Genomic DNA, 26,319 nt, shown 5'->3' with positions numbered 1-26,319 from the left:
CCGTGAAGTTCGATGCCCCCGCCACCCCGAACCCGATCGACCAGCTCAAGGTCGTCGGCAAGTCCACCGATCGCATCGACGGGCCGCTCAAGACAACGGGGCGCGCACCCTATGCCTATGAGCGGCATGATGTCGCCGCGAACCAGGCCTATGGTTTCGTCGTCGGCGCGGCCATCGCCAAGGGGACGATCCGGTCTTTCGATCTGGTCGACGCTAAGGCCGCGCCTGGCGTGCTCTCGATCATCACCACGTTGGACCATAAGCCACTGCCGCTCGGCGACCAGAACACCGCCAATCTGTTCGGCGGAGCGAAGATCCAGCATTATCATCAGGCGATCGCGCTGGTGGTCGCCGAGACCTTTGAGCAGGCCCGCGCGGCCGCATCGCTGATTCAGGTCGATTATGTCCGGGAAGATGGCAAATTCGATCTCGAGCGTGAGGCGCCTCGGGCCGAGCCCGTTCCGGACGAGGACGAGACCAACAAAGCCGGCGATTTCGCAGCCAGCTACGCAAAGGCTGAGGTCAAGCTCGACCAGCGCTACAGCACACCGGACGAAAGCCATGCGATGATGGAGCCGCACGCCACCATCGCCGCGTGGGAAGGCGACAGGCTCACCGTCTGGACGTCGAACCAGATGATTGCCTGGGGCAAGCGCGATCTTGCCAAGGCCCTATCGCTCAAGCCCGAGCAGGTGCGGCTCGATTCCCCCTATGTCGGGGGCGGCTTTGGCGGAAAATTGTTTCTCCGCTCCGATGTCGTTCTTGCGGCGCTGGGGGCCAAGACGGTTGGGCGGCCGGTGAAAGTCGCCCTCACGCGTCCGCTCATCATCAATAACACGACCCATCGGCCCGCGACGCTGCAGCATATCCGGATCGGCGCGAACAAGGATGGGCGCATTCTTGCGATCTCGCACGAGAGCATTTCGGGAAATCTGCCGGATGGCGAACCGGAGACCGCCGTCCAGCAAACCAAGCTTTTCTACGCGGGGGAAAGCCGGGAAGTCGCTATGAAGCTGGCGCAGCTCGATCTGCCGGAAGGCAACGCAATGCGCGCGCCTGGCGAAGCGCCGGGGCTGATGGCGCTGGAGATCGCCATGGATGAAATGGCCGAGAAGCTGGGGATGGACCCGGTGGAATTTCGTATCCTGAACGATACGCAGGTCGATCCGATGGAGCCCGAGCGTCCCTTTTCGGCGCGTCATTTCGTCGAGTGCCTCAGGACCGGCGCGGAGCGGTTCGGATGGTACAAGCGCAAGACGACCCCGGGGTCGGTGCGTGACGGTCGCTGGCTGATCGGCATGGGCGTGGCCGGCGGCTTTCGCAACAATCAGCTGACCAAATCCGCGGCACGGGTCCGGCTGTCGGGCGACGGCAAGGTCACCGTCGAGACCGACATGACTGATATCGGCACCGGCACTTACACGATCATCGCTCAGACCGCCGCCGAGATGATGGGCGTGGACCTCGGCGATGTCATCGTGAAATTGGGCGACTCTGATTTCCCCGCCGCAGCGGGTTCGGGCGGCCAATGGGGCGCGGCCAACTCGACAGCCGGCGTCTATGCCGCCTGCATCGAGATGCGCGAGCAGGTGGCGGCGCGCTTGGGGCTGAACGATGCGGATGTGACGTTTGCCGACGGCGAGGTTCGCTCGGGCGATCGCGCCGTGCCCTTGCGCGACGCCGCGCGCGATGGGGAGCTCGTCGCCGAGGATGGCATCGACTATGCCGACGACTTTGCCGACCGGGCGCAGCAATCCACCTTCGCCGGTCATTTCGTGGAGGTCGGAGTCGACGCCTTTACGGGCGAAACCCGCATCCGGCGGATGCTCGCCGTGTGTGACGCCGGGCGCATCCTCAATCCCAAGTCAGCGCGAAGCCAGGTGATCGGCGCCATGACCATGGGCGCAGGCGCGGCCCTGATGGAAGAACTCGTGGTCGACAAGCGGTTCGGCTTTTTCGTCAACCATGACCTCGCGGGTTACGAAGTGCCGGTCCATGCCGACATCCCGCATCAGGATGTCATCTTCCTCGATACCACCGACCCTTGGTCCACGCCGATGAAGGCGAAAGGCGTTGGGGAACTTGGGATTTGCGGCGTGGGAGCCGCGGTCGCCAACGCCATCTACAATGCCACCGGCGTGCGGCTGCGCGATTATCCGATGACCTTGGACAAGCATCTCTCGCGCTTACCGAAGGCGGTTTAGGCGGACGCGAATGAGGTTTAGTGGAGCAGCGCTGGACGGCCTGAGTTGAGCGCGACGAAGAAATGTCGCGGCGGCCAAGTCATGGTTGCGAGGCATTCTGCTCTCATCGAGGCCGCGCTCTGCTCCAACTGAGGATTGGACGATGAGTGTCAATCGTCGGCGCCCAAGATGACTATTCGGGCTTCCTACGAGGAACATGCGGGTGGTTCCTGAGCTTGGATCCGCTAATGACGCATGTTGGTGGTTTCTCAGGCCGGCTGACTATGGGATTTAGCAAAACCGCTGAAATAGGCTTTCAAATTTGCGTCGGTGACAGGTTCAAGCAAGCTTGCCACCTGCTCTTCAAGGGTCGAGCCCTCGTTGACGTCGCCACCCCGCTGAAATCCCATCTCCCATCGCGCGAACGACCGTGCCGCGATTGCCTTGTTATTCAGTTGGACCACAGCATAGTGACGCTGATCCTTTGAAATGCGGGAGAACGTCGAATTGACGGCGTCTTCAGGGCCTTCGAGAACCTGAAGGAAGCGCCGATTCCCTACCACGAGCAAGCCCGTTACATCAGCGAGCCGGTTATTCCGTCGGGACGCGACCAAAATGTCCTCAAGCTCCGCATCCGAAAGCGTCCGACGGACAGTGCTGATATATAAAATGCGATGCATGGCAGGCTCCTTAGCGACCGGGCTAGGGATGCGATGTTAATCAAATACTTCCAGCGCGGTGAGCCGAGTGCGCGAGCCGAAATCGACGAGGATTTGACTTTAAGTCATCAAATCCGCGTTCCGTTGCACCGGGCGGATTTCCCTGTGCGCCCCTCATTTCGCAGCCATCCATAGCGGAGGCGGACTTCTCAGGACGCACCCGGCCGCTTTCGGCCTCGAGCGGATCAACCGCTTCGAACGAAGAGGGATCGGGCTCTCTCGACTTCTGACCAGCAGCGTCGCCGACATGGCGACTGGTCCAGTAACACCAAAACAAGCGCTGCTTGACCGATAAAACATGTAAACATATGTTTATAGTGGTGAGTGCGCGCAGGTCGAATTGGCCTATGTGTGAAATGTGAGCCGCGAGAAGACTTCTGGCCTGACGGCAAGAGAGGATGCAGATATGAAGATGCGGTTGCTGGTTGCCCTTGGGCTTGTCACCGCCTCGCTGGCCGCTGGCGCCGCTCCCGCCGCTCCATCGATCGCAAGCGAGGCCGAAGCCCCCAACACCCAAGTTCGGGTGGAGCGGCGGCTGATCCAATCACAAGCCATTGCCGGCAATCTTCTGGGGACCTCCGCCGAGCGCGAGGTCTTTGTCGTTCTTCCCCCGAGTTATGGCCGCGACATCAAGCGGCGATACCCCGTGGTTTACGCCCTGCACGGCTTCTCCATCGACGCGGCGAGCTGGATGCAGAAACTCGATGCCGCCAGGCGGATCGCTGCAGCTTTTGCTGCGGGGGTGCCGGAGGTCATTGTCGTGTTCCCCGATGGAAGCAATGAGTATGGCGGATCTTTCTATGGCAGCTCCACTGTCACCGGCGACTTCGAGACATTCATTGCGGACGAATTGCCTGCCTATATCGACCGGGAGTTCCGCTCGATTCCAGAGGCGGCCGCGCGTGGCTTGATGGGGCATTCCATGGGCGGCTACGGCGTCGCGCGCATCGGCATGAAGCGCCCAGGGCGGTTTGGCGTTCTCTACATGTTGTCGCCCTGTTGCCTGAGCACTCTCGGAACGCAGGGATTGACCGCAAAAGAAGTGAGGGAGATCAACGATCTTGCATCCCCTCAGGCAGCCCGGGGGCTTCCGTTCAAATATGCAGGGCCACTTGCGACAGCGGCGGCGTTCTCGCCCAATCCGGCGAAGCCGCCGCTCTTTGTCGATCTGCCAATTACGGAACAGGGCGAGTCGCGCGAGGCGATCATGGCCAAGCGCGCAGCCAATGCCCCGCTCAGTTTCATCGACCAGTATGTCGCTGCTCTCAGGACCTATCGCGCCATTGGCATCGACGTCGGCGATCAGGACACGATCGTCACCGCAGCAACCGAGCTCCATAAAAACCTAGATAACTATGCTATAAGCAATCAACTGGACATTTATCCGGGCGATCACAGCAGTAAAGTTCCGGAAAGACTGCAAAAAGAAGTCCTTCCATTCTTCGGAAAACATCTGAAAATTGTCGTAGACCGATAAACATATACATGAACTCTCTCAGCGAGATCATACATGTAGACAAGACATATTTGTAGTTGATCACTTATTTTATAGCCCAACTCATCACAGTCCTGTCTCATTTTTACAAAATAGATACATCACATCTCCGCAAAATTCATCTGGATTTCGCGGATTATTAGGATTGCAGCTGCCGAAAATGCGCGCTAGATCGCTAACCGGAAAAATATCCGGAAATATGGCGAGCATCGCGAGGGGCGACGAGAGGGTCTCCATCTCGCTAGAATTCGCCCGAGGGAGACTGAGATGAAAAACCTGGAATTGGCAACCATAAGCTCGGCAGCGCTGGTTCTCGCTTTGTTAGCAGGGCCGGCAAGCGCACAGGTTGGATCGGCATCGGCGGCCTCGCAAGCGACGCCACAGGACAGCCGGGCAGGCGGCCTTGAGGACATCGTGGTTACCGCCACGCGCCAGTCGACGAATTTGCAGGATACGCCGATCGCCATCACCGCGGTCACGGCCGAGGCGATCGAGCAGAAGGGCATCACCAGCGTCGGCGAACTGACCGCTGTGGTTCCCAACACGCAATTCCGGAAGTCACAAGGTGCATTCGGGCCCGGTATCGACGCGACAATCCGGGGGATCGGCAATCGGGATACGAGCCTCGCCAGCGAGCCTGTCGTCGCTTTCTATCTCGACGACGTCTATTTCCCGACGCTGCTCGGGTCGAACTTCGATCTTCTGGATATCGAGCATATCGAGGTGCTCCGGGGTCCGCAGGGCACCCTGTTTGGGCGGAATTCGCTCGCCGGCGCGGTCAACATCATCAGCAAGCAGCCCTCCACCAGCGATGTTTATGGGCGTATTCAGATCACAGCCGGCTCCTATGACCGCATGGACTTCCGCGGCTCGCTGAATCTGCCGTTGAACGAGCAGCTCGCCCTCTCCGTTTCCGCGCTCTCGAAGAAGCGGACGGGCTATCAGAAGATCCTCGATTTCACCTGCGAGATGCGCGCGCGCGGCACGCCTGCGCTGTCGGGCTCCTTGCCTTATGCCTCGACGCTCAACATGCCGACCGCCGGGTTCACGCCCAAGGATTGCGTCGTCGGCCATCAGGGCGGCGAAGATGTGCAGGCCTACCGAGGATCCTTGCTCTGGAAGCCGTCCGACGATCTGCGGTTCACGGTGACGGGCGACTATATCCGCGATACCAGCGAGAACAACGCCGATAGCATCGTCGGGATCATCAATAACCGGGTATCCGGGACGGTCGTGTCCGCCGCAAACACACTGGGCCTGGCCTATGACACCCGCTTCCTGACGGGCGATCCCTATAGTACCTATGCCAGCTTCAGCGATCCCATCGTCGCAGGCACGGTCATCCCAGGCAACACATTCTATAATGGCTTGCGGATCAATGGTGTGGCCGTGCGCGGCGGCGCCCGCTTTTCGCCGTTCATCGACCTCAAGAACTGGGGCGTCTCAGCCAAGATGAGCTGGGACATCAATCCCGACATCAATTTCCTCGCGGTGGTCGCACACCGTGAGATGGTCGAGACCCATTCCTATGACGATGATGGCTCGCCACTCAATGTGGTGTTGCGGTCCAATACCTTCTCGGAGGAATATTGGACGGCCGAAGCGCGCCTGTCCGGCAAGTCATCGTTCATCGACTGGGTCATGGGCGGCTTCTACTTCACGGCCGATGGCTCGCAGCATGCCGCCTTCATCTCGCCCCAGAGCTCGTTCCAGCGGCTCATCGATTCTGAGTTCAACCCGACGAGCAAGGCGGTCTTCGCCAATGCCACGATCCGGCCATTTGGTGAAGCGCTCAGCTTCGTGGGCGGCCTGCGCTATTCGGACGATAAGAAGGTCGTCGACTTTTATAACGTCCTCGACACCTCACCCAGCGCCAGCGACACGGTCTTTTACGTCGTTCCGCAGCAGACGCGGTTCGACTGGAAGGCCGGCGTCAATTATCAGCTGGCGTCCAACGCGCTCATCTATGTGTCCGCTGCGACCGGCAACTCGCTTCCCGGCTTCGATCCGCGCCCGCAACAGCCCTCACAGATCGCGCAATATGATGGCAATGACGACATCGCCTACGAAATCGGCGCCAAGCTCGATCTCTTCGATCGTCGGGTGCGCCTGAATCTCGCGGCCTTCTATACCGACTTCAAGAACCGCCCGACTTCGATTTCAGGATCCGAGGCCCTGCTGGACGCAAATGGTCAGCCCGTGCCCGGAAATCGCACGCTCGTCCCACTCGCGGGAGGCCCTGCGGGGTCGACCACCTGCGGCGCGGTCGTGGCGGCAGGCACCGGCATTACCTGCCTCGGACGGACCTACTATCGCAATCAGGCCGCGAAAATCCGCGGCTTTGAAGCCGAGTACACCATCAATCCCGTCGATGGCCTGCTCATCAATGGCTCGGTGGGGTACACCAAGCTGACGGCGCCGGACATTCGGGAGCGCGCAGTCAACCGGCGGCAGAATTCGCCGTTCTGGACGGCAAACGCGGGCGTGCAGTACACGGCAGAGCTTCCGTCACTGGCCGGATCGATCACGCCCCGGGTGGACTGGATCTATGAATCGAGCCAGGTGGTGTCCGGCACGTCGACCACCTTTGATAACCTTATGCCGGCGCGTTCGGTCTTCAATGCCCGCCTGACCTACGACAACGACGAATATGACTTCTCTATCGCCGTGGGAGCCACGAACCTCTTCGACAAGGTTTATTATTATAACGTGTTCGACTCCCAGGCGTTGGGCGCGGCCTACACCAACGCGCAGCCGGCGGCGCCGCGCCAGTTCTACCTGACTGTGGAGAAGAGCTTCTAATAATGCGCTGAGCCGAGCATTCGGCTTGCCCCAAAGCAACACAGGGCTGTCGGCTGGCGCCGGCGGCCCTGTCTGCTTCTGGCTCTGTCCGCCATGCAGGATCGGCTAAGGACGTCAGCTTGATTCTGACCGCCAGCCGTGGAAAGCAGAGCAGCATCATTCCCCGCGAAAAAGTCGGAATATTGAACATGGCCAAATCGAAAACGCAGACCGGGGAGCAGGAGGGCGCGCGCGCGGTGGATGACGACTTCATTCCCTCGCTGGAAAAAGGGCTAGCCGTCCTGGAGTTGTTCGGATCGGACAATCCTGACTGGACCTTGAGTCAGATTGCACGGGAGCTCAAGCTCACGCCGGGAACCACCCGCCGTATTCTGCGGACCCTGGAGAAGCTCGGTTATGCCGTAGCCGACGAAGGCCGATTCTGCCTCACCCCCCGGGTTCTCAAACTCGGCTTTTCCTATCTCTCGTCGCAGCCATTCGCCGCTATCGCGAAACCTCTTCTCACCCAGCTTGCGCGCAGGCTGAATGCGACGTGCTGCATCACGGTGCTGGACGAGCGCGACGTGGTCTACATCGCGCGGGGCACGCATAAGCCGATCGAGCCCTTTTACGTGCATGTCGGCGCGCGACTGCCGGCCTATGCGACGGCGCCCGGCAAGGTCCTGCTCGCCGGATTGGCGCCGGACGTCTTGGACGAGCGCCTGAAAGGCTGGGACTTCCAATCCTTCACGCCCAACACCCTTTCCAGTGCCGCAGCGCTGAAGGCCGATGTGGAAGAGGCGCGGAGCAAGGGCTACGCCCTGAACGATCAGGAGATCTTCCTGGGCCAGCGCTCCATTGCTGTTCCCCTGTCGCTGGGCGGGGTTCAGGCGGCTTCGATTGTCGCAGCCGCCTCGGTCAGCAGTGCGTCCCTGGATCGGCTGGTGGCCGATCTGCTTGGCCCATTGCAGGAGGCTGCGATCGAGATCGAACAGGCGGCGTCTTCGCTGCTCTGACGGCAGCCGCACCGGCGCGACTAGTCCTTCCAGGAAGCTTTCCAGGTCGCGCAGACTTTGTTGCCGTCGGGATCGCGCAGATAGGCGATATATGGCTGGCCGTAACTGCCCGGCCGCGTGCCAGGCGCGCCATCGTCTACCCCTCCATTGGCCAACCCGGCACGATGAAACGCATCGACATGTTCCGGGCTTGGCGCCCGAAAGCCGATCGTGCCGCCGTTCGCGAAGGTTGCCGGATCGCCGTTGCGGGGCGCCCTGACAGCGAAGCCCTGCTCGCCGCAGCGATAAGAAAGCAGGAGCGCGTCCGGGGCGGCGGCATTGGCGTGCCCCAGTGCCCCCATCACGGCATCGTAAAACTGCCGCGCTCTCTCCAGGTCATTCGTTCCGACAAAGATGTGATTGAACATCATGGCTGGGACACGCAGGCCGCTGCTGTGCACCCCGCCCGATCGAGACGAATGCCCGAAACGGAGACACGCTGCATGACCCGCCGCTCGCCGTGATAATCATTGACGGCATAGTGCAGGACCTGGAGATTGTCCCAGAACGCCACCGTTCCCGGGCGCCACTTGAGACGGACCTGATATTCCGGTCGTTCGCACTTCTGGAACAGATATTGGAGCAAGGGCGCGCTCTCTTCCTGTGTCCATCCCTCAAAGTGGGTCGTGTAGCCGCGGTTGACGAACAGGGATTTACGGCCGGTGATCGGATGCCGGATAACCACGGGATGGGTCGCCTTCACGATCTTCGCCTTGGCGCCTGCATATTGGGGCAGCAGGGACATCGACGTGATGACCCGCTCGTTATTATGCTCTGCTCGCATCGTTTCGAGCTGGGTCTTCATGCCCTCTGAGAGATCATCATAAGCGGCAGCGAGGCTCGCAAACACCGTGTCGCCGCCGGCTGACGGCAGCACCTTCGCCGCGAGGATAGAGCCCCAGGACGGAACCTCGTTGAATGTCTGGTCGGCATGCCAGCCTCCGCCCACATTCTTGAGCTGCTGCTCTTCCTTCTCGATCATCGTGATCTGCGCGTCCGCCACTGGCGCGCGCTTTGCGCCCGGCAAGGCAAAGCGGCCTGCAAATGCGCGTTGCCGGTCGGCGCTGAGATCCTGATCGCGGAAAAAGATGACGCCATTCTCGGCGAGAGCTTTTGTGATCTGCTCGATCGTCCGGTCATCAATATCCTTGGACATGTCCACATTGCCAATCTCGGCGCCGATGAGACCGTTGATCCGCGTGACTGAAATGTCGTCCAAATTTCCTCTCCGAACCCCGCGATGCATCGCTCTCGTCTGGGCGGGCGCCTGCTCAAGACGCCGCTGGGACGCTGCTGAAACCCGCCTGCGCCGCAATAAGCCGGAAAATATTCCGGATTTACAAATTGCATGGCTTTGTCTGCGGCGCAAGCCATCCTCCGGCCTTGAGAAGCGGAAATTTCTCCGGTATCATCTGCGGATTAATGGATGATGCAAGACCGGCGGCGGGAAACTGCCTCCGCGCCCTGCGAGCCTCCTGACATTCTTCATCTGCCTTTCCGGGGAAGACCGAATCCATGAGAAGATCACTGCGCCGCTTGCTAACGTTGGCGAGCATCGGCAGCTTCTGCGTCGCCACGAGTCCGTTCACGGCAACTCCGGCATTCGCGGCTCCCATCGTCCTGGAGCGGCAAGGCTCGTTTTCGGTCGGTGGTGCGCTGCTGGGCGATGCTGCGGCGGGACATCTGTCCTGCGATCACGGTTTCGTGGAATATCAGATCCCCCGGCGGGCGCGGAAGACAGCGCTGCTGCTGTGGCACAGTTCCAGCGTGGCCGTGTGGCAAAACCGGTGGGATGGCGGCGAAGGCTTCCAGAGCATCTTCCTGCGCCGCGGTTTCCCGATCTACCTCTGGGATGGCCCGCGCGTTGGCCGCGCGAACTGGGGCTGCGAGGACTATACCTACAAGGCAGTGCCCGGCCGAGATGAGGGGAATTTCAAGGCCTGGCGCCTGGGGGAAACCTACCCCAACTGGTTCGCGGGCATCCAGTTCCCCAAGGACGACCCGCAAGCCTGGGATCAGGCAATGCGCGCGCGGTACGATGAGTTCGACACTGTACCGAACGCTCAATTGCAGAGCGCGGCAGCGGCGAAGGCTGTCGACCGGATCGGCCCAACGGTGCTTGTCACCAATTCCGGCGGCGGTTTCCGGGCCTTCATGACCGCGCTCGAGAGTGACAATGTCAAAGGCATCGTCGCTTACGAGCCGCCCGGGTTCGTGTTTCCTGAAGGGGAAGGCCCGCCGGCTGGGAAGGGACCGTTCGGCCCGGTCAAAGTGTCCGCCGAGCAGTTCAAGCGGCTCACGCGCATTCCGATCCAGATCGTGTTCGGCGATCACATTGCGCAGTCGACGAACTGGAGCGCGGCCTATCGCGCGGCGACGACCTTTGTGGCGATCGTCAACGCCCATGGCGGTAAGGCGGAAATCCTGTCCTTGCCGGCCGCCGGCCTTTCGGGGAACACCCACCTCCCCTTTGCGGACCTCAATAATGTGGCCGTGGCCGACCTCCTCTCGGCCTTCCTTCACCGGCACAGGCTGGACGAGCGCTGACCACCGCCGTCGCCGGCAAGCCGGCCTTAGGACGGGCGCGGCGGCATGTTCAGCCCGCGCTGAACTGCGGGGCGGGCCAGTCCTTGTTCGAGCCATCGCGCGACGTGGGGCATTGATCCGAAGTCAACCAGCTCTGCCGCGTCGAACAGCCCGACAATATTGCGGATCCATCCGAGCAGCGAGATGTCGACGATCGAATAATCTTTACCGAGAAACCACTCCCGATCTGCGAGCCGCGTGTTCATGACGCTGAGCAACCGAGCGGTTTCCGCCGCGTACCGGTCTCTGGGTCGCTTATCCTCCCAGTCCTTGCCCGCGAACCTGTGGAAAAAACCCAGCTGGCCGACCATCGGACCAACGCCCCCGACCTGGAACATCAGCCACTGCAGCGCTTCCCAGCGACCGGATGCGTCGGTGGGCATGAACTGCCCGGTCTTCTCGGCAAGGTAGAGCAGAATGGCACCGGACTCGAACAGAGCGATCGGAGCTCCTCCCGGACCGGAGGGATCGACGATGGCCGGAATCTTCCCGTTCGGGCTGATCGAGAGAAACTCCGGGCTCTTTTGCTCGTCCGTCGAAAAGGCGACGAGATGCGCCTCGTACGGCAGCCCCGTCTCTTCAAGCATGATGGAGACCTTCACGCCATTGGGCGTCCGGACGGAATAGAGCTGAATCCGATCGGGATGCTCGGCCGGCCACCGCCGGGTGATTTCCATCTCAGACAGGTTGGACATCGCAATTCTCCGCTATGAGGGGGCCTGGGAATCATCAACGCTCGAAAAGTAGGCTCTTGCCGCGTCCATCAGGTGATCAATGACCGCCTGCCGCGCTTCGAATGTGAAGCTTGCGGCGTGCGGCGTCAGGATCACGTTCTCGAGGCGGATCAGGCGTGGGTCGAAGTCCGGCTCCTTGTCGAACACGTCGAGCGCCGCTCCGGCGATGGTGCGATCTTGCAGGGCGTCGATCAATGCCTCCTCATCGATCACAGCACCGCGCGCGATGTTGACGACGATGCCTTGCGGGCCAAGCGCGTCCAGGACCTCGCGGGTGACCATGCGCCGCGTCTGATCCGTCACCGCGCAGGCCAGCACCAGAATGTCGCACGCGGCAGCGAGCGCGGTTACGTCGGAATGATAAGTGTAGGCGCAATCCGCGACCGGGGCGCGCGCATGGTAATCGACAGACATGCCCAGGCTGGCACATTTCTCGGCGAGCCTCCGCCCGATCCGACCCAGTCCGACAATGCCGACCCGCCGGGCGCTCACGCGACGGCCATTCATGAAGCGGTTCTCCGCCCAACGTCCGCTGCGCATGAACCGGTCGGCCGCGACGATGTTGCGCTCGGCGGCGTAGATGAGCCCGAGTGCAAAATCGGCGACATCCTCCGTGAACTGGTCGGGGGTGTGCGCGAGGACGATCTGGCGTGCGGCCAGCGCCTCGACGTCGATATTGTCCAGACCCGCGCCGAGGGAGAGCACCAGTCCTAAATCCGGCAGCGCTTCCAGAAGGCCCGAGGGAATGCCAAGGACCGCCCGCGTGGCCACAGCGCGCACAGTCGATGGAATTGCCGTGACGGGCTGCGCATTCGCGCCTTCGAGCGGGACGGGGATCAACCGAAAATCGCGTTCGAGCGCGGTTCGCAGGTCCGCGGGCAGCTCGGCGATGACAGCAATTTCGGGCAGGTCGTTCACGTTCGCTCCTTCTGGCTGACTTGCATGACCTAAAGAATTAGGTCAATAGCGCTAACCCGGCCGTCGTCCGACGGTAAAAAGTACGTCAGGAGGCAGAAGCGTGACCAGCAACTCCGGAATGTCCGGCGACGGTCGTCCTCCGCACATCCTGCCGGCCGGCGCCTGGGATTGCCACACCCATGTTTTCGGGCCGCGTCCGCACTTTCCGCTCGCACCAGGCGGCGCTTACGAGCCTCCGTCCGCCGACCGCGACCTGCATCTTGCGACGCTCGACCGGCTGGGGTTCGATCACGCGCTTCTCATCCAGCCCTCCCTCTATGGCGACGATCATAGCGCCCTGCTGGATGCTTTGCGCCACGGCCAGGGCCGGCTGCTGGGAGTCGGCTCTGTCAGCGCGACGATCGATCGAGATAGGCTGGCAGCATTAAGAAGCGCAGGCCTCGTCGCCCTTCGTTTTGTCGGCGTGCCGGGGCCGGACGGCGGTCGCTATCCGGGGACGCAAGGCTTTGATCAGCTTGAGGATCTGCGCAGCGACATGCGCGCTCTCGGGCTTCACGCCCATGTGTGGGGAAGTTTGGAGCAATGCGCTGATCTGGCGCTTGGCGACGCTGGGAGCGATATGCCGTTGGTGTTCGATCACCTGGCCGGTCTCTCCCCGGATGACCGTCCGGGCACCTATCGCTTCGACCGGCTACTGAATGCCATCGCCACCGGCAAGGCCTGGGTCAAGCTGACTTATTTTCGGCGGTCGGCACTGCCGGGCGCCTATAGCGACATGCAGCCGGTCGTATCCGCACTTGTAGACGCGGCACCCCACCGGGTGATCTGGGGATCGGACTGGCCCTTTGTACGGACCGCTCAGGTGCCCGACCCGTCAGCCCTGCTCAATCAGCTCCGGTCCTGGGTGGGAGAAGAGGCTTTCCGTCGCTGCCTTTCAGACAATCCTGCCGCCCTTCTCGGGATGAAAATGCCTTGACCGTGCCAATCCCGACTCCTAGAACTAAAACCTAGTTATATGGGTGTTCTCTTGTCATGATTACCGAGGATCTGGTCCAGGAGATATCGGAATCCCTCTACTCAGCCGCATTGCGGAGGGTTCCGCCGGATACGATCCAGGCGCTGGAAGCTGCTCGGGAACATGAGGCGCAGGAGAGCGCCAGGGCAACGCTCGATCTCATGGTGCGAAGTGCGCGTCTCGCAGAGGCGAGAGACACATTCGTCTGCTCGGACAGCGGCGTGCCGACCTATTGCGTCGAAATCGGCGGGGCGGCACAGTGGCAGGGCGACCTCAAGGCCGCCATTACCCGCGGCTTCGACCATCTTGTCGAGACCATCTCACCGCCCCTTCTCAAACACGTCAATAATCCCCTGACGAACGAGCGCGGCGGCCCGGGCAAGGACATGCCCGCCATTACCGTCGATCTGCTCGGCAATGCCGATTATATCGACATCACCTGCGTGCCCAAGGCGCTCGGGTCCGGACGCTGGGCATCCTTGCGCACGTTGATCTCGCCTTCGCTGGAAGACATCGAAGCCTGCGTGCTGGATGCCATCATCGAAGCGGGGTCTCAGCATTGCCCCCCTGTCGTTGTTGGCGTGGGGATTGGCGGAAATTTCGACCTGACGGCCAAGCTCGCCAATCGCGCGACCTATCGCGAGATCGGCTCTCTCAACCCCAATCCAACGCTCGCGGCCATGGAAGAGCGGCTGACCGAGGCGGCCAATGCAACGGGTTTCGGCCCGATGGGGGTTGGCGGCAGCACCACGGCGCTTGCCGTCCACATCGATTATGCTTTCGGTCATGGCTACACGCCGGTCGCGGTCTGCTTTAATTGCTGGATCAACCGGCGGGCGAAGGCGCGGCTCCATAGCGATGGCCGCGTGGAACAACTGTTCTGATGGCGGTCGTCTCGATCACATGCCCGCCTTCCCGGGAAGCGGTGGCCGCGCTCAATGTTGGCGATCTGGTCTATTTGAGCGGCGATATCGTCGTCACCGGCGGCCTGCCGGCCCACAAGCGGATGATCGACTGTCTCGATCGCGACTTGCCGCTGCCGCTGACGTTTGAAGGTGTTTTCATCCATCTCCCGCACATGATCGAGGCGCGGCCCGACGGCGGTTATGATGTGCGGTACGTCAATCCCACGACCAGCCGCCGCTTCGATGCCTATATGCCGCAGCTTATCCGGGATCTGGACCTGCACATCGTTGGCGGCAAGGGCGGCCTGGGCGCGGACGTCGCCAAGGTCATGGCAGAAACAGGCTGCGTCTACCTGTCGCTGCTTGGCGGCGGGAGCCCGATCCTGTCCGAAGCGATCAAAGAGGTTCTCGCCGTCAAATGGCGCGATTTTCCTTCGCATTTCAGGCTGAGCAAGATGAGGGTCGAAAATCTCGGCCCTCTCACCGTCGGCATCGATGCCCGGGGCCGCTCCATTTACCAGTCTCTTGAAGATCAGGCGCGCAGTCGCCTGCCCGCAATCATGCAGACGCTCAAGCAGCGTCGCGTAGCAGCCGAAAGATCGGAATAATCATGGCCAACATCCAGCCCCTCTTTTTCGATCCGAAGGACAGCGCGTCGTTCAAACGCGGTATCTTCAATGCCATCGTGGCCCCCAGGCCCATCGGCTGGCTGAGCACGGTCGACGAGCACGGCAAGTCCAATCTGGCGCCCTTCTCCTATTTCAATATCGTCTCGAACCTGCCGCCCATCCTCATGTTCTCCTGCAACACGCCGGAGGATCGGCCGGCCAAGGACACGTTGGCGAACGTTAGGAAAACCGGCGAGTTCGTCTTCAATCTCGTTGCTGCCAGTCAGCTCGAAGCGATGAACGATACCTCCTCGCCGGTGCCTTACGGCGTCGACGAATTCGAGCATTTCGGGATCGAAAAAGCGCCCTGCCGGGTCGTCGCCGCGCCCCGCGTTGCCGCCTCGCCCTGCAGCCTGGAATGCCGGGTCATCAAGGTGATCTCGTTCGGCGGCGGCGATCTGGGCCCGGAGACGAATGTCACGTTCGGCGAGGTGGTGGGGATGCATATTGCGCCCGGCTATCTGCACGAAGACGGGCATTTCGACACGCTCGCCGCCCGTCCGGTGTCGCGACTGGGCGGCGCCGAATATGCGGTGACGCAGGAGAGCTTCGAACTGGCGCGCAAGTTCAAGCGCGCCAACGAAGCAACCTATTGAGGGCCGAACACATGAACAAGCCAGTGCGAACGCCAATGCTCGTGGACCTGATGCCCGCTCCTGCCGATGAGCTTGGCCGCACCGCTGCCAGAGCGCAGAATTTCTCCATCGAGCGGGTCCAAAGCGGGCCCGCCGCATCGCATCGCTTCGCTTCGGAGCGGGAGATCATCCTGCTTCTTCCGCATGCCGGGGGAACGCTGAGCGGAGATCGGGCCATGGCGCTGCCCGGCCATAGCGTGGTCATCATCCCGGCCGGCGCCTATGCCTTCGCGTTGGACCGGCCCGCGGCCTTCTATCTTCTCGCGACCCATCGTGAGCAGGCCGACATGGCGATGCCCCGCAATGCCGACGCCTATGCTTCGCATGACGCGCGGGTGCGTCCCGTGGGCAAGGCTTATGAGCGCATCGCGCATGGGGGGGATGTCCGCATTCACCGGATCGAGGATGTGACCATTCCGCCCGACAATGGCAGGCTGCGTTTCCTTCAAAGCGAAACCATGAGCATCAACTGGGTCGAATATGACGGGCTGCGGGACAATAGCGCGCTAAGCCCCCATGCCCATGCCGATCTGGAGCAGGCAAGCCTGGCCATCGAAGGCCAGTTCACCCACCATCTGCGGACCCCTTGGGGCCGCGATGCGCGGCTCTGGCAGGAGGATCAGCATCTGCCTGCCGGCCCTTCCAGCGTGGTCGTCATTCCGCCCGAGATCATCCACACCACGGAAGGCGTAGGAGACGGCAAGCATGTGCTGGTCGACGTGTTCGCGCCGCCTCGCGCCGACTTCATCGCGAAGGGCTGGGTGTTCAACGCGCACGAATATCAGGTCCATGCGGAGCCGGCGGCATGAGCCGGGAAGCGCCTCGCGGGCTGTTCATCAAGACGCCCGCGCCACAGATTGTCGAGATCCTGGCGCTAGAGAAGCCGGATTTCGCGGTGATCGATGCGGAGCATGGCCCTTTCGACCGGGGCATGCTCGATCTCATGATGCTGGCAGGACGCGCGGCGCAGTTGCCCTTATTGGTGCGGGTTGCCGACGCTCAGAGCACCTCGATCTGCGGCGCTCTGGATCTTGGGGCCGCCGGGATCATGGTTCCCCATGTCGCGTCGGTGGAGATGGCACGCGCCGTGGTCGCGAGCGCCCGCTATAAGGGCGGCAAAAGAGGCTATTCGAGCGCGCCGCGCCACGCAAATTACGGTTCGGGCTCGATGCGTGACGTCATCGATGCCGCGGACGATGTCCTTGTTCTGGTGCAAATCGAACATCCGGACGCGGCACATGAGGCGAAAGCGATTCTGGAACTTGAGGGCGTGGACGGGATCGTGATCGGTCGGGCGGACCTGGCCGTCGCCTTGGGCGAAAGCGACGCCTCCTCCCCTGCTGTCGAAGCGATCGTGACCTCGATTTTTCAGGCCGTGGCAGACAGCGAAAAGATCAAGGGCGTCGTCGTCTCCAGCGAGGCGGAGCGCCGTTACTTCTCGGACATGGGTGCCAATTGGTATATCATGGGGAGCGATCAAAGCCTTTTACGGAAGGCAGCCCGGCAGCTAATGGCGGACTCTTTGTAACGGAGACAGGCTGTGAGCACGCATTCAACCCGGTCCAATCCGAAAGGCCCCGGTGGCCGGCCCGCAGGAGCCGCCGATCTCGGCAGCCGGGGCATCGCGCGCTATCATCAACTCGCGGCCGTCTTCCGCCGCCATATCGAGACGGGCGTGTGGGAAGTCGGCAGCCAGATACCGACCGTCGTTGAGCTGGCCCTGTCCTATGATGTGGCGCGGGAGACCGTCCGGCAGGCCCTGGGCATGTTGGCCGAGGAAGGTCTGATCCGCCGATACCGCGCCAAAGGCACGTTCGTCACCGGCGCACCGCGCGATCAAATCTGGTGCCAGTTGGAGACCAACTTCCTCGGCCTCCTCCAGGCGCGCGAAGGCGCGCAGATCGAATTGATCGGCGAAGAACGCAAGGTCGGCATCGCGGGAACGATCGAGTTTGGCGTTGCCGACGGGGCCTATCGCAAGCTGAGCCGTCGGCACTGGCGCGATGACCAGCCCTATATGATCGCCGAGGTCTTCATTTCCGAGCGCTGGGCAAACAAGATTCCGCGCGCGGCGTTCACAAGCAAGACGGCGTTGAAGCTGGTCGCCGACATCGATGGCCTCGCCATTGCCGATGTGGAGCAGATCATGACCATCGGCGTAGCGGATCTCGACGCGTCGATTTCCCTCCAGATCCCGCTCAACGCCCCTGTCGCGCAGATCGAGCGCTATGTGGTGGATGCGGACGGCATCCTCGTGCTGTTTGCCCGGAACACCTATCGGGGCGACGTCGTTCGCCTCAACATCAAGTCCAAATAGGCTTGAAACGGTCCTTTCGCGGCCATTTCCTTCCAATTCCGCTTTACTAGGCCGTTAATCTGGATATATAGGTTTTACGTGAGGAGAGGGTGTGCTGATGAGGGCGCGCTGTCGAGCCGGAGGGATGCAATGAACTGGCCACAGTTGATCGGCATAGGTTGCGCAGTGACATCGTCATGCGTCGGCGCCTTCGGGCTCTTCACGCTCAAGCCATTACCGCCATCGGCCCGGCTGGGCGCACTCGCGACGCTGGATAGCGACGGGAACGGCCAGCTTTCGCGGGCGGAATGGGCATCCGGCGGTCGAAAGGCTGCCGCTTTCGATGCCCAGGATACCAACCGCAACGGCATACTTGAACCCGCCGAGGTCCGGTCTCGGCGCGGCGCTGCTCGGAAGGATTGATTATGGATGCTCGGCCGGGCCTTGCCGGTGGCGCTCTCAAGCCAGCCGCCACCAAATTCTCCAGTCAGCAGCTCTGGGCGCTGACGATCCTGGGGATTTTCAGCGGCTTCAACATGGTCGATCGCGGCTTGCTGGCGCTCAATCTGGAGCCGATCAAACTCGAGCTCGGTGCGACCGATACCCAGATGAGCCTGGCCGCGGGCATCGGCTTCTTCCTGCTGAATGCCGTCGCCGGCGTGCCCCTGGCGCGTCTGGCCGATCGCTACAGCCGTCGCGACATCATCGCCATCGGTTTCGGCTTTTACAGCCTGATCATTGGCTTGATGGGGATGGTCACCAGCTTTGTCGGCCTGCTGTTCACGCGCATGCTGCTGGGGATCGGCGAGGCATCGGGTAACGCGCCTTCCAGCGCAATGGTTAACGATCTGGTGCCGCCGCAAAACCGCCGGATGGCCCTTGCGAGCCTGCGGATTTTCGGCGCGATCATCGTTCTCGTGATGATGAGCAGCCTCGGCTACGTCACGGATCGCTACGGCTGGCGTGCGTCTTTCTACGTTCTGGCTTTGCCGGCGATCATTCTCGTGCCATTGGCCATCTTCACCGTGCGCGAGCCGGAGCGCGAGAAGGACGCCCAGGGCAAGGCCATTGCACCGGTCAGCCTGAAAGCGGCCTGGGCTCAGTGGCGCCGCTCACCGGCTTTCCTGCTTGTGATCACCGGGTTCGCGCTGGCTGGCGTGACGTTGCAGGCCAACAGTGTATGGGCGCCGGCCTTCCTGGTCCGGGTTCGGGAACTGTCTCCCACGGAAATTGGCGTGCTTTCGGGAATTTCGCGGGGCCCGGCCTTGCTGATCGGCGCGCTGGTCGGCGCATGGGTCACCGACCGACTTGCCCGGCGGGACCATCGTTGGCGCTTCTGGGTGCCGGGGATCATGCTGATGCTGGGCGCGCCCGCCGAAATGACCTATCTGATGGCAGAGGACTATTGGGTGTGGATGCCCGCCTATCTGCTCACCGGAATGCTGATCATGGGGTCGCAAGCGTCGACGGTTGCCATCTGCATGGACGTATCCGGGGCCGGTCTGCGCGCGACAGGGTTGGCCTTCGCGCTTCTCGCCAGCAATTTCCTGGCCGATCTCATCGGGCCGACCAGCATCGGCCTGATGAACGATACGATTTTCGCTGATCTTGGCGTCCACGCATTGCGCTATTCGATGGGAATCGTGGCGTGCTCGGCGGCCGTTGGCGGCTTTCTGATCTTTGTCGCCTCCCGGTTTGAGACGGAGCAAACCCGATCCGGCTAGCCGATGGCGGCGGGACATGGGCGCCTTGGGCGGATCGACGTTCGCCCCCTGCCCTACCCCGCGTGATCCGTTCGGTTTTGGCCTCCTGGATTTAACATCATGATCGACAAGACCTTTGCATCCCTGATCGAGGCGACAGCGGATATTCCTGATGGCGCCTCGGTGATGATCGGCGGGTTCGGAACCGCTGGCATGCCGGACGAACTCGTCGACGCGCTGATTGCGCGGGGCGTGGGCAACCTCACCATCATCAGCAACAATGCGGGCAATGGCGAAACCGGCCTCGCGGCATTGATCCGGGCCGGATGCGTCGCGAAGATCATCTGCTCCTTCCCGCGCCAGGTCGATTCCCACCATTTCGACGCGCGCTATCGGGCCGGAGAGATCGAGCTCGAACTCGTGCCGCAAGGCAATCTGGCAGCACGGATACAGGCCGCCGGTGCGGGCCTTGGCGCCATCTTCACGCCCACCGGCTTTGGAACGCAACTCGCAGAGGGCAAGGAAACCCGCCGCATCGGTGAGCGCGATTATGTGCTGGAATATCCGATCTCGGCGGACTTCGCGCTGATCAGGGCACACCGCGGCGACCGCTGGGGCAATCTCGTCTACAGCAAGACGGCCCGCAACTTCGGCCCGATCATGGCGATGGCGTCCAGAACATGCATCGCTCAGCTGTCCGAAATCGTCCCGCTGGGCGCCCTCGATCCTGAAGCGATCGTGACGCCCGGCATCTTTGTCCAGCGGGTGGTGCAGGTCGATCGCCGGAACGTGGCCGCCGCATGAGGAGAAGCCTGCCATGAACCGACGCGACCGCAATCAGCTTGCCCAGCGCGTGGCGCAGGACATCCCGGAGGGCGCCTACGTCAATCTCGGCATCGGACTGCCAACCAAGATCGCGGACTATCTGCCAGCAGACCGCGACATTTTCCTCCAGAGCGAAAATGGACTGCTCGCCATGGGGCCTGCGCCAGCGCCGGGCGAGGAGGATTGGGAACTGATCAACGCAGGCAAGCAGCCGGTCACCCTGCTACCCGGCGGCGCCTATTTTCACCATGCGGACAGCTTCGCGATGATGAGGGGCGGCCATATCGATATATGCGTGATGGGCGCCTATCAGGTATCCGTGACCGGCGATCTTGCCAACTGGCACACCGGCGAGGAAGGCGCGATCCCGGCTGTCGGAGGCGCGATGGATCTCGCGATCGGCGCCCGGCAGACCTTCGTGATGATGGACCTGCTGACCCGGCAGGGGAAAAGCAAGCTCGTGGCCGAGTGCAGCTATCCGCTGACAGGGCTGGCCTGCGTGTCCCGTGTTTACACCGATCTTGCCACCTTCGAGGTCGGGCAGGCAGGCGCCCGCGTCATCGACATGGTGGATGGCCTCGGCCTTGACGATCTCCGTGCGCTCACCGGGGTCCCCTTGGAACTCACGGCCGGAGCGCGAGGCCTCTGCGGATCGGGGCAAGAGGCATGAGAAAGGCCTTCATCTGCGATGGCATCCGCACCCCGATCGGGCGCTATGGTGGCGGCCTCTCCGGCATAAGGGCGGACGATCTGGGCGCGTTGCCTATCAAGGCGCTGCTCGAACGCAATCCGCAACTCGACCCAGCCGCGATCGAGGAGGTGTTCTACGGATGCGCCAATCAGGCGGGCGAGGACAATCGCAATGTCGCGCGGATGAGCCTCTTGCTTGCCGGGCTACCTGTCACGGTGCCGGGCGTCACGCACAACCGCCTGTGCGCTTCGGGGCTGGAGGCCGTCAGCGCGGCCGCGCGCGCGATCGGCACAGGCGAGATGCAGCTTGCGCTGGCCGGCGGTGTGGAGAGCATGAGTCGCGCGCCGCTTGTCATGGGCAAGGCCACAGGCGCTTTCGACCGCGATCAGCAGTTGATGGATACCACAATGGGCTGGCGCTTCGTCAATCCAGCGCTCGATGCCGCCTATGGCACGGAGACGATGCCGCGAACGGCCGAGAATGTCGCATCGGCATACCAGATCAGCCGCGCGGATCAGGACGAATTTGCGCTCCGCAGCCAGCAGCGTGCCGCCGCGGCCAGAAGCAGCGGCTTCCACGACGGTGAAATTCTGCCGGTCGCGGTGCCGGGAAAGGTGCGTGGAGAGACGGATCTCATGTCCTTCGACGAGCACCCGCGCCCTACCACCTCCCTTGAAACGCTCTCGCGGCTGAAGCCCTTGTTCGGTGCCGAAGGCACCGTCACCGCCGGCAACGCGTCCGGTATCAATGACGGCGCGGCGGCGATGATCATCGCGAACGAACAGGCTGCGAAGACCTTCGGGCTGACGCCGCGCGCGCGCATCCTCGGCGCGGCGGCGGCGGGCGTAGAGCCCGGGCTAATGGGAATCGGCCCGGTGCCGGCCACGCAAAAGCTGATGCAGCGTCTCGATCTCACCATCCGCGACTTCGACGCGATCGAACTGAACGAAGCTTTTGCCAGCCAGAGCCTGGCGGTCCTCCGGTTGCTCGGGCTGGAGGACGATGCGGCGCACGTCAATGCGCATGGCGGCGCCATCGCGCTGGGGCATCCGCTCGGCATGTCGGGCGCGCGCCTCGCGCTGACATTGGTGCGTCAGTTGGAACGGACCGGCGGCAAACGTGGCCTCGCCACCCTTTGCGTGGGCGTGGGCATGGGTCTGGCGCTGGCGGTGGAGCGCGTCTGAACAGGCGGTTTCAGAACTTACACGAAACAACCCACGCTAGGCGCCGGCCTTGAACGGGAGGGCCGGAGACCGGCCCTCCCTCAGCCTCAGTATCTCACCCGCACACCGGTCTGGAAGCGAGCGCCCAGCGTGTCGAAGAACACAGGGTTCGTGGGGTAAGGCGAGCCGCCGCTCCCGCCGGTAGCAACCGCAATCGGCGGCGATTTATCGAACAGATTCTCGATCTTGCCAAAAATCTCGAAGTTCTGATCGCCCGAGCCGAAGGGGATGCGATAGGTCATCGCCAGATCCACATAGGTCGCCCCGTCGAAACGGTTGACGCTGATGCTGTTGGGAAGAGAAGGATCATAGCCCTCGTCCTCAGGACCGACCTTGGTCACGTCGCCAATGCCGGAGCCGATCCGCCGCACCTGCAAGACACTCGTAAAGCCACCCTGATTGTAAGTGACCGATGCATTCCACCGCCACGCCGGCGCCGGATTGAAGTCCGCCCGGCCCACAAGAGGCCCTGTCATGCCGGCATAATCGAGGGCACGGACATTGGGATCGGGTTGGACCTTGAGATCATATTGATGCGCCGCAAGTACCCGCAGGGTGAGCGCGCCGTCCCAATTGCTTGCCACGTCGGACAGCGGAAGATTGTACTCCAGTTCGAAATCAAGGCCGCGATAAGTGATCAGGCCCAGATTGACCTGACGGGCATCGATGAAGCTGATGTCGGCCAGATTGCCGCCGTTGAATGTTATGCGGTCGCAGAAGGTGTCGAACTGATCGCACAGGTCGACAATCGACTGGCCCGACAGCGTGGTGACCGCATCCTTGAGCTTGATCTCGAACCAGTCCGCCGAAAAGCGCAGACCCGGGACGAAGGCAGGTTGCAGCACGATCCCGGCCGTCGTCGTATCGGCCTTCTCGGCGCCTAGCTGGAAGCTGCCGCCGCTCAGGATCGGCGTGGCATCATTGGCGTTGCCGCCAGGTCCATTGGGATTGCGGACGGTGCCCTGCGAGGTGCCAGGATCGGTCGGCACCTGCTGCAGGAACAGTTCCCGGAAGCCCGCAGCGCGAATATCGCGAGACCGCGATCCACGAAACCGCACGCCCCGCAGCGGTTCATAGATGGCGCTGAGCTTCCAGCTGGTGGCGGTTGTCGACTTCGCTTCGTCGGTGATGCGGTTCTTGGCGCTGTTGCGCGTGTACCGGATTGCGCCGTTCAGATCGAGCCGCTCGGCTCCTGGCAGCCCGGCCAGCAAAGGCGCGTTGAGTTCCGTGAAGCCTTCAAGAACCTTGATGCTTCCGCCGTAATCGAGGCCGAAGGTGAAGGCGTAATCAAGATAGTTGGGAATGTCGCCATGGGTGACATTGCCGCTTTCCGTCCGGTACTCGCCGCCCGCCGCAAAGCCGATCGGCCCCGCGCCGATGCCGCCAAACAGATCGCCGGTGATGCTCGCGGCCAGGACGTGCTGATCATAGACGAAGTCTTCGAACACCGGCCGATAGACATAATCGATCGCGGCTTGCGTTAGATTGTCGAGGCCGAAGAAGTTTGCCGGAGAGCAACCGACCGCAATGGGGTTGGGGTTCGGCTTCAACAACTCGGCGCATACGATCGTGCCAGGAGCGACCCCCAACACATTGCCCGCCGGCGCGCGAACGGCATCGAGAGCGAAGGTGAAGGGCGTGTTGACGCGCGAGCGATTGCGCATCTGATTACGCTCATTGTGCCCATATTGATAATAGGCGTCCCATTTCCAGCTGCCGCCGAGATCGCCCGAGAGGGCAATCACGCCCCGGTACACTTCCACCTCCGCGCGGCTGTAGGACGGGATCTGACCGTCAAGATCCTTGCCGAAACTGAATGAGGCACCGCCCAGCAGAGCGGCAAGCTCCGGCGGAACATAAGGGTTGGTGGCTTTTACGAAGAAGGTGGATCGCGGACCTGCCGTCAGCGTGGCGGCCCGGGCGATCCGCTTGCCATAGTTGAACTCTCCGGAAAGCGTCAGGCTATCGCTGAGGGCAAATTCCGCGGCCGTATAAGCGACAATGCGCTCCAGCCCGGCCTGAAGGCTGGCATCATCATAGTTCGAAATGCCATCGCTGCCTTGGACCTGGCCGATGGTGCTGTTGTTGACGAACTCGCCCTGGTCGAAGGGCACGATTCCCCTGCCATCCGCTGTGAACCGATAGTTGCGTGCAGCAAGCGGGGCGGGCGCGCGATTGCGCACGACGCCATAAGGTGTGTTGAATGCCAGCGCCGAATCCCGGCCCAAAACATAGTTGGGCAGCCCGTAGCCCGGCGAGCCCGGAACATTGTATCCAGAGGGTTGGCCGTTGGGCAGGATATTGTTCGCGTTCTCGAAGATATCCCAGCCGGCCTGACACCAGCGACGGGCGTTGAAACAGCTCTCGATCTCATCTTGATCCTGATACTCGATGCCGACGATGATGTGGCCGCGATCCCCTGCGAAAGACGTGCCATAGGCCAGCGACCCATGGATCTTGCGACCATCACCCCGAAAGGTGAGGCCGGAATCAACCTGCGCGCGAAGGCCCGTCATCTTGGTGTCGAGGATGATGTTCACGACCCCCGCGACAGCATCCGAGCCATAAGCGGCCGAGGCCCCACCCGTCACGGTCTCCACCCGCGCAATCAGGGCGCTGGGAATGAGGTTGAGGTCAACGGCCCCGCCGTCCCCGGTCGGCACGAAGCGGCGGGTATTCACCAGCGTGAGCGTGCGGGTTCCGTAAAAAGGGTTCAAGCCACGGAGGTTCGCCGTCGCCGACCCCACCTCCGCGCCAGACGCATTGCCCGGGTTGGTGTCGGAAATGGCACTGGTGATCTGAGGGATGCTGTTGAGAACATCCTGCGAATTGGTCTGCACGAGATTCCTGATCTGCTCGGCGCCAATCACGGTAAGAGGCTGAGGGGAGTTGAAACCGCTGGTGCGGATGCGCGATCCGGTGACAACGATCGACTCCTGCTCGGCGGCGGCCCGCGCTTCAGGAGGCCCTGCCCCCTCGCCGTCTTGCGCTTGCACAGGCGCTGCTGAGCAAATGCATCCCAGAGCGACTGCCCCAACAGATGCCAACATGGAAATCTTCGATATCTTGCGCCTCACCGTCTCTCTCTCCCCATCGCCCGATTACATTACCGGTAACTTTTCCGGTAAATTCTAGGATGGAGATTAGGTCTTGGCAAACCAACTATCGGCAATTGGGTCAGTATGCCTTTTTAGGCAAGCAACTGAGCCGTTCGGATCAAAGCAGGTAACCGCGTCGGGAGCGCCACCTATCGCGGCTTTGTCAGAACCCGCACTCTCCTGGAGTGCCAGTTCCACCGTGGCAACCTCGTGACGTCCCACATGGTCGAGCGCTCAAAGCGGCCCGTCTGCGGCAATAATTCACCGCTTCGATGAAGCCATGTGCGCATATTGATCAATGAAGTGATCGTCGGCGAGAGTAGCGAATCCCACGTCATCGGGCATGGCGCACACGCTGCCATCGAAACGGCAGCGATTTCCGCCGCCGCCTCAAAGAAGGCCTAAATGCTCATCTTTGACTGGGAATGGTGCGGTCGAGAAGACTCGAACTTCCACGGGCTTTCGCCCACAACGACCTCAACGTTGCGCGTCTACCAGTTCCGCCACGACCGCACATCAGGGAGGTGGGAGCCGATGGCCCCCGGGTAGGCGGCGGCCTTTAGCAAAGGGATTCGGGGCATGCAACCATCCTTCGCACTTCATCGTGATATAGCGTGAAACGCAGCGTGGGATCGGGCTGTTGGCTTGACTTGCACGCCCCTGCAGGCGATCCAGCAGGGCGCTGACGTGCCCAATGCACGCGCTTTTGTCACGATTTTTGCAGTCCTTGTGTCGCGGGCGCCAAAAGCCCGGTCATGGCTGCGCCGGAAGGACCGACCCGATGCCACG

22 protein-coding genes and 1 tRNA gene are annotated in these 26,319 nt (G+C 62.1%); 16 read left to right on the top strand and 7 right to left on the bottom strand.

From position 1 onward, the window contains the following. The first annotated feature begins 2 nt into the window (after positions 1 to 2). Complete coding sequence (gene paoC, locus M2343_RS15015; RefSeq protein ID WP_264577253.1) at positions 3 to 2,204, top strand: aldehyde oxidoreductase molybdenum-binding subunit PaoC; 2,202 nt, start codon at positions 3 to 5, stop codon at positions 2,202 to 2,204. Between the two features lie 248 nt (positions 2,205 to 2,452). Here paoC and M2343_RS15010 read toward each other — a convergent pair whose 3' ends face one another. Next, positions 2,453 to 2,863: a BLUF domain-containing protein gene (locus M2343_RS15010; protein ID WP_264573770.1), complete on the bottom strand. Its 411-nt coding sequence runs from the start codon at positions 2,861 to 2,863 to the stop codon at positions 2,453 to 2,455. Between the two features lie 445 nt (positions 2,864 to 3,308). Between M2343_RS15010 and M2343_RS15005 the strand changes: the two genes are divergently transcribed. From M2343_RS15005 to M2343_RS14995, 3 genes are all read left to right on the top strand, one after another. Further along, positions 3,309 to 4,379 carry an alpha/beta hydrolase gene (locus M2343_RS15005; protein ID WP_264577252.1) on the top strand — a complete coding sequence of 357 codons (1,071 nt, stop codon included), beginning with the start codon at positions 3,309 to 3,311 and terminating at the stop codon, positions 4,377 to 4,379. A 285-nt stretch (positions 4,380 to 4,664) separates the two neighbouring features. Beyond that, positions 4,665 to 7,199 carry a TonB-dependent receptor gene (locus M2343_RS15000; protein WP_264577251.1) on the top strand — a complete coding sequence of 845 codons (2,535 nt, stop codon included), beginning with the start codon at positions 4,665 to 4,667 and terminating at the stop codon, positions 7,197 to 7,199. 119 nt (positions 7,200 to 7,318) lie between these two features. Further along, a complete protein-coding gene (locus M2343_RS14995; RefSeq protein ID WP_264577250.1) occupies positions 7,319 to 8,194 on the top strand; it encodes an IclR family transcriptional regulator C-terminal domain-containing protein in 876 nt (291 codons plus the stop codon). A gap of 20 nt (positions 8,195 to 8,214) precedes the next feature. Here M2343_RS14995 and M2343_RS14990 read toward each other — a convergent pair whose 3' ends face one another. Further along, positions 8,215 to 8,601: a VOC family protein gene (locus tag M2343_RS14990; RefSeq protein WP_264577582.1), complete on the bottom strand. Its 387-nt coding sequence runs from the start codon at positions 8,599 to 8,601 to the stop codon at positions 8,215 to 8,217. After that, entirely contained in the window at positions 8,601 to 9,452 is an 852-nt protein-coding gene (locus tag M2343_RS14985; protein ID WP_264577249.1) for a TauD/TfdA dioxygenase family protein, read from the bottom strand. Before M2343_RS14985 ends, M2343_RS14990 begins: the two co-directional genes overlap by 1 nt. 296 nt (positions 9,453 to 9,748) lie before the next feature. On the opposite strand from M2343_RS14985, the gene M2343_RS14980 reads away from it, so the two are divergent. After that, a complete protein-coding gene (locus M2343_RS14980; RefSeq protein ID WP_264577248.1) occupies positions 9,749 to 10,780 on the top strand; it encodes an alpha/beta hydrolase in 1,032 nt (343 codons plus the stop codon). 26 nt (positions 10,781 to 10,806) lie between these two features. On the opposite strand, the gene M2343_RS14975 is transcribed toward M2343_RS14980, so the two are convergent. Further along, positions 10,807 to 11,514, bottom strand: a complete 708-nt coding sequence (locus tag M2343_RS14975) for a glutathione S-transferase N-terminal domain-containing protein (RefSeq protein WP_264577247.1) — start codon at positions 11,512 to 11,514, stop codon at positions 10,807 to 10,809. Positions 11,515 to 11,526: 12 nt separating this feature from the next. After that, complete coding sequence (locus M2343_RS14970) at positions 11,527 to 12,471, bottom strand: 2-hydroxyacid dehydrogenase (protein ID WP_264577246.1); 945 nt, start codon at positions 12,469 to 12,471, stop codon at positions 11,527 to 11,529. Between the two features lie 100 nt (positions 12,472 to 12,571). On the opposite strand from M2343_RS14970, the gene M2343_RS14965 reads away from it, so the two are divergent. From M2343_RS14965 to pcaF, 11 genes are all read left to right on the top strand, one after another. Beyond that, on the top strand, positions 12,572 to 13,447 hold the full coding sequence (locus tag M2343_RS14965) for an amidohydrolase family protein (protein WP_264577245.1): 876 nt from the start codon (positions 12,572 to 12,574) through the stop codon (positions 13,445 to 13,447). 56 nt (positions 13,448 to 13,503) lie between these two features. Next, positions 13,504 to 14,370, top strand: coding sequence for a fumarate hydratase (locus M2343_RS14960; RefSeq protein ID WP_264577244.1), 867 nt, complete (start codon positions 13,504 to 13,506; stop codon positions 14,368 to 14,370). Next, positions 14,370 to 14,999: a fumarate hydratase C-terminal domain-containing protein gene (locus M2343_RS14955; RefSeq protein WP_264577243.1), complete on the top strand. Its 630-nt coding sequence runs from the start codon at positions 14,370 to 14,372 to the stop codon at positions 14,997 to 14,999. Before M2343_RS14960 ends, M2343_RS14955 begins: the two co-directional genes overlap by 1 nt. Before the next feature lie 2 nt (positions 15,000 to 15,001). After that, positions 15,002 to 15,655 carry a flavin reductase family protein gene (locus tag M2343_RS14950; protein WP_264577242.1) on the top strand — a complete coding sequence of 218 codons (654 nt, stop codon included), beginning with the start codon at positions 15,002 to 15,004 and terminating at the stop codon, positions 15,653 to 15,655. Between the two features lie 11 nt (positions 15,656 to 15,666). Then, positions 15,667 to 16,503, top strand: a complete 837-nt coding sequence (locus tag M2343_RS14945; RefSeq protein WP_264577241.1) for a hypothetical protein — start codon at positions 15,667 to 15,669, stop codon at positions 16,501 to 16,503. Next, positions 16,500 to 17,222 (top strand): HpcH/HpaI aldolase family protein, encoded by a 723-nt coding sequence (locus tag M2343_RS14940; protein WP_264577240.1) that lies wholly within the window; start codon positions 16,500 to 16,502, stop codon positions 17,220 to 17,222. The genes M2343_RS14945 and M2343_RS14940 overlap by 4 nt, the downstream gene beginning before the upstream one ends. 12 nt (positions 17,223 to 17,234) lie before the next feature. Beyond that, the gene (locus M2343_RS14935; RefSeq protein WP_264577239.1) at positions 17,235 to 18,011 is read left to right on the top strand and encodes a GntR family transcriptional regulator; all 777 of its coding nucleotides are present in this window, start codon (positions 17,235 to 17,237) and stop codon (positions 18,009 to 18,011) included. Positions 18,012 to 18,415: 404 nt separating this feature from the next. After that, a complete protein-coding gene (locus tag M2343_RS14930) occupies positions 18,416 to 19,714 on the top strand; it encodes an MFS transporter (RefSeq protein WP_264577238.1) in 1,299 nt (432 codons plus the stop codon). A gap of 99 nt (positions 19,715 to 19,813) precedes the next feature. Continuing rightward, entirely contained in the window at positions 19,814 to 20,497 is a 684-nt protein-coding gene (locus tag M2343_RS14925; RefSeq protein ID WP_181558502.1) for a 3-oxoacid CoA-transferase subunit A, read from the top strand. A 13-nt stretch (positions 20,498 to 20,510) separates the two neighbouring features. After that, a complete protein-coding gene (locus M2343_RS14920; protein ID WP_264577237.1) occupies positions 20,511 to 21,188 on the top strand; it encodes a 3-oxoacid CoA-transferase subunit B in 678 nt (225 codons plus the stop codon). Continuing rightward, positions 21,185 to 22,393, top strand: coding sequence for a 3-oxoadipyl-CoA thiolase (gene pcaF / locus M2343_RS14915; RefSeq protein WP_264577236.1), 1,209 nt, complete (start codon positions 21,185 to 21,187; stop codon positions 22,391 to 22,393). Before M2343_RS14920 ends, pcaF begins: the two co-directional genes overlap by 4 nt. A gap of 86 nt (positions 22,394 to 22,479) precedes the next feature. Here the strand turns inward: pcaF and M2343_RS14910 are convergent, their stop codons facing one another. Both M2343_RS14910 and M2343_RS14905 read right to left on the bottom strand, forming a co-directional pair. Further along, positions 22,480 to 25,428 (bottom strand): TonB-dependent receptor domain-containing protein, encoded by a 2,949-nt coding sequence (locus tag M2343_RS14910; protein WP_264577235.1) that lies wholly within the window; start codon positions 25,426 to 25,428, stop codon positions 22,480 to 22,482. Between the two features lie 528 nt (positions 25,429 to 25,956). Then, a tRNA-Leu gene (locus M2343_RS14905) sits at positions 25,957 to 26,043 on the bottom strand. Between the last annotated feature and the right edge of the window lie 276 nt (positions 26,044 to 26,319).

The sequence above is a fragment of the Sphingobium sp. B8D3B genome, from assembly GCF_025961875.1.
In the GTDB taxonomy this organism is placed as follows: Bacteria; Pseudomonadota; Alphaproteobacteria; order Sphingomonadales; family Sphingomonadaceae; genus Sphingobium.
This window is presented reverse-complemented; position numbering and strand designations above follow the sequence as displayed.

Coding starts and splice junctions, on each gene's coding strand:
- pcaF (WP_264577236.1), top strand. CDS start 21,185: ATGAGAAAGGCCTTCATCTGCGATGGCATCCGCACCCCGATCGGGCGC.
- M2343_RS14990 (WP_264577582.1), bottom strand. CDS start 8,601: ATGTTCAATCACATCTTTGTCGGAACGAATGACCTGGAGAGAGCGCGG.
- M2343_RS14920 (WP_264577237.1), top strand. CDS start 20,511: ATGAACCGACGCGACCGCAATCAGCTTGCCCAGCGCGTGGCGCAGGAC.
- M2343_RS14955 (WP_264577243.1), top strand. CDS start 14,370: ATGGCGGTCGTCTCGATCACATGCCCGCCTTCCCGGGAAGCGGTGGCC.
- M2343_RS14975 (WP_264577247.1), bottom strand. CDS start 11,514: ATGTCCAACCTGTCTGAGATGGAAATCACCCGGCGGTGGCCGGCCGAG.
- M2343_RS14925 (WP_181558502.1), top strand. CDS start 19,814: ATGATCGACAAGACCTTTGCATCCCTGATCGAGGCGACAGCGGATATT.
- M2343_RS14980 (WP_264577248.1), top strand. CDS start 9,749: ATGAGAAGATCACTGCGCCGCTTGCTAACGTTGGCGAGCATCGGCAGC.
- M2343_RS14930 (WP_264577238.1), top strand. CDS start 18,416: ATGGATGCTCGGCCGGGCCTTGCCGGTGGCGCTCTCAAGCCAGCCGCC.
- M2343_RS15010 (WP_264573770.1), bottom strand. CDS start 2,863: ATGCATCGCATTTTATATATCAGCACTGTCCGTCGGACGCTTTCGGAT.
- M2343_RS15005 (WP_264577252.1), top strand. CDS start 3,309: ATGAAGATGCGGTTGCTGGTTGCCCTTGGGCTTGTCACCGCCTCGCTG.
- M2343_RS14940 (WP_264577240.1), top strand. CDS start 16,500: ATGAGCCGGGAAGCGCCTCGCGGGCTGTTCATCAAGACGCCCGCGCCA.
- M2343_RS15000 (WP_264577251.1), top strand. CDS start 4,665: ATGAAAAACCTGGAATTGGCAACCATAAGCTCGGCAGCGCTGGTTCTC.
- M2343_RS14960 (WP_264577244.1), top strand. CDS start 13,504: ATGATTACCGAGGATCTGGTCCAGGAGATATCGGAATCCCTCTACTCA.
- M2343_RS14950 (WP_264577242.1), top strand. CDS start 15,002: ATGGCCAACATCCAGCCCCTCTTTTTCGATCCGAAGGACAGCGCGTCG.
- M2343_RS14945 (WP_264577241.1), top strand. CDS start 15,667: ATGAACAAGCCAGTGCGAACGCCAATGCTCGTGGACCTGATGCCCGCT.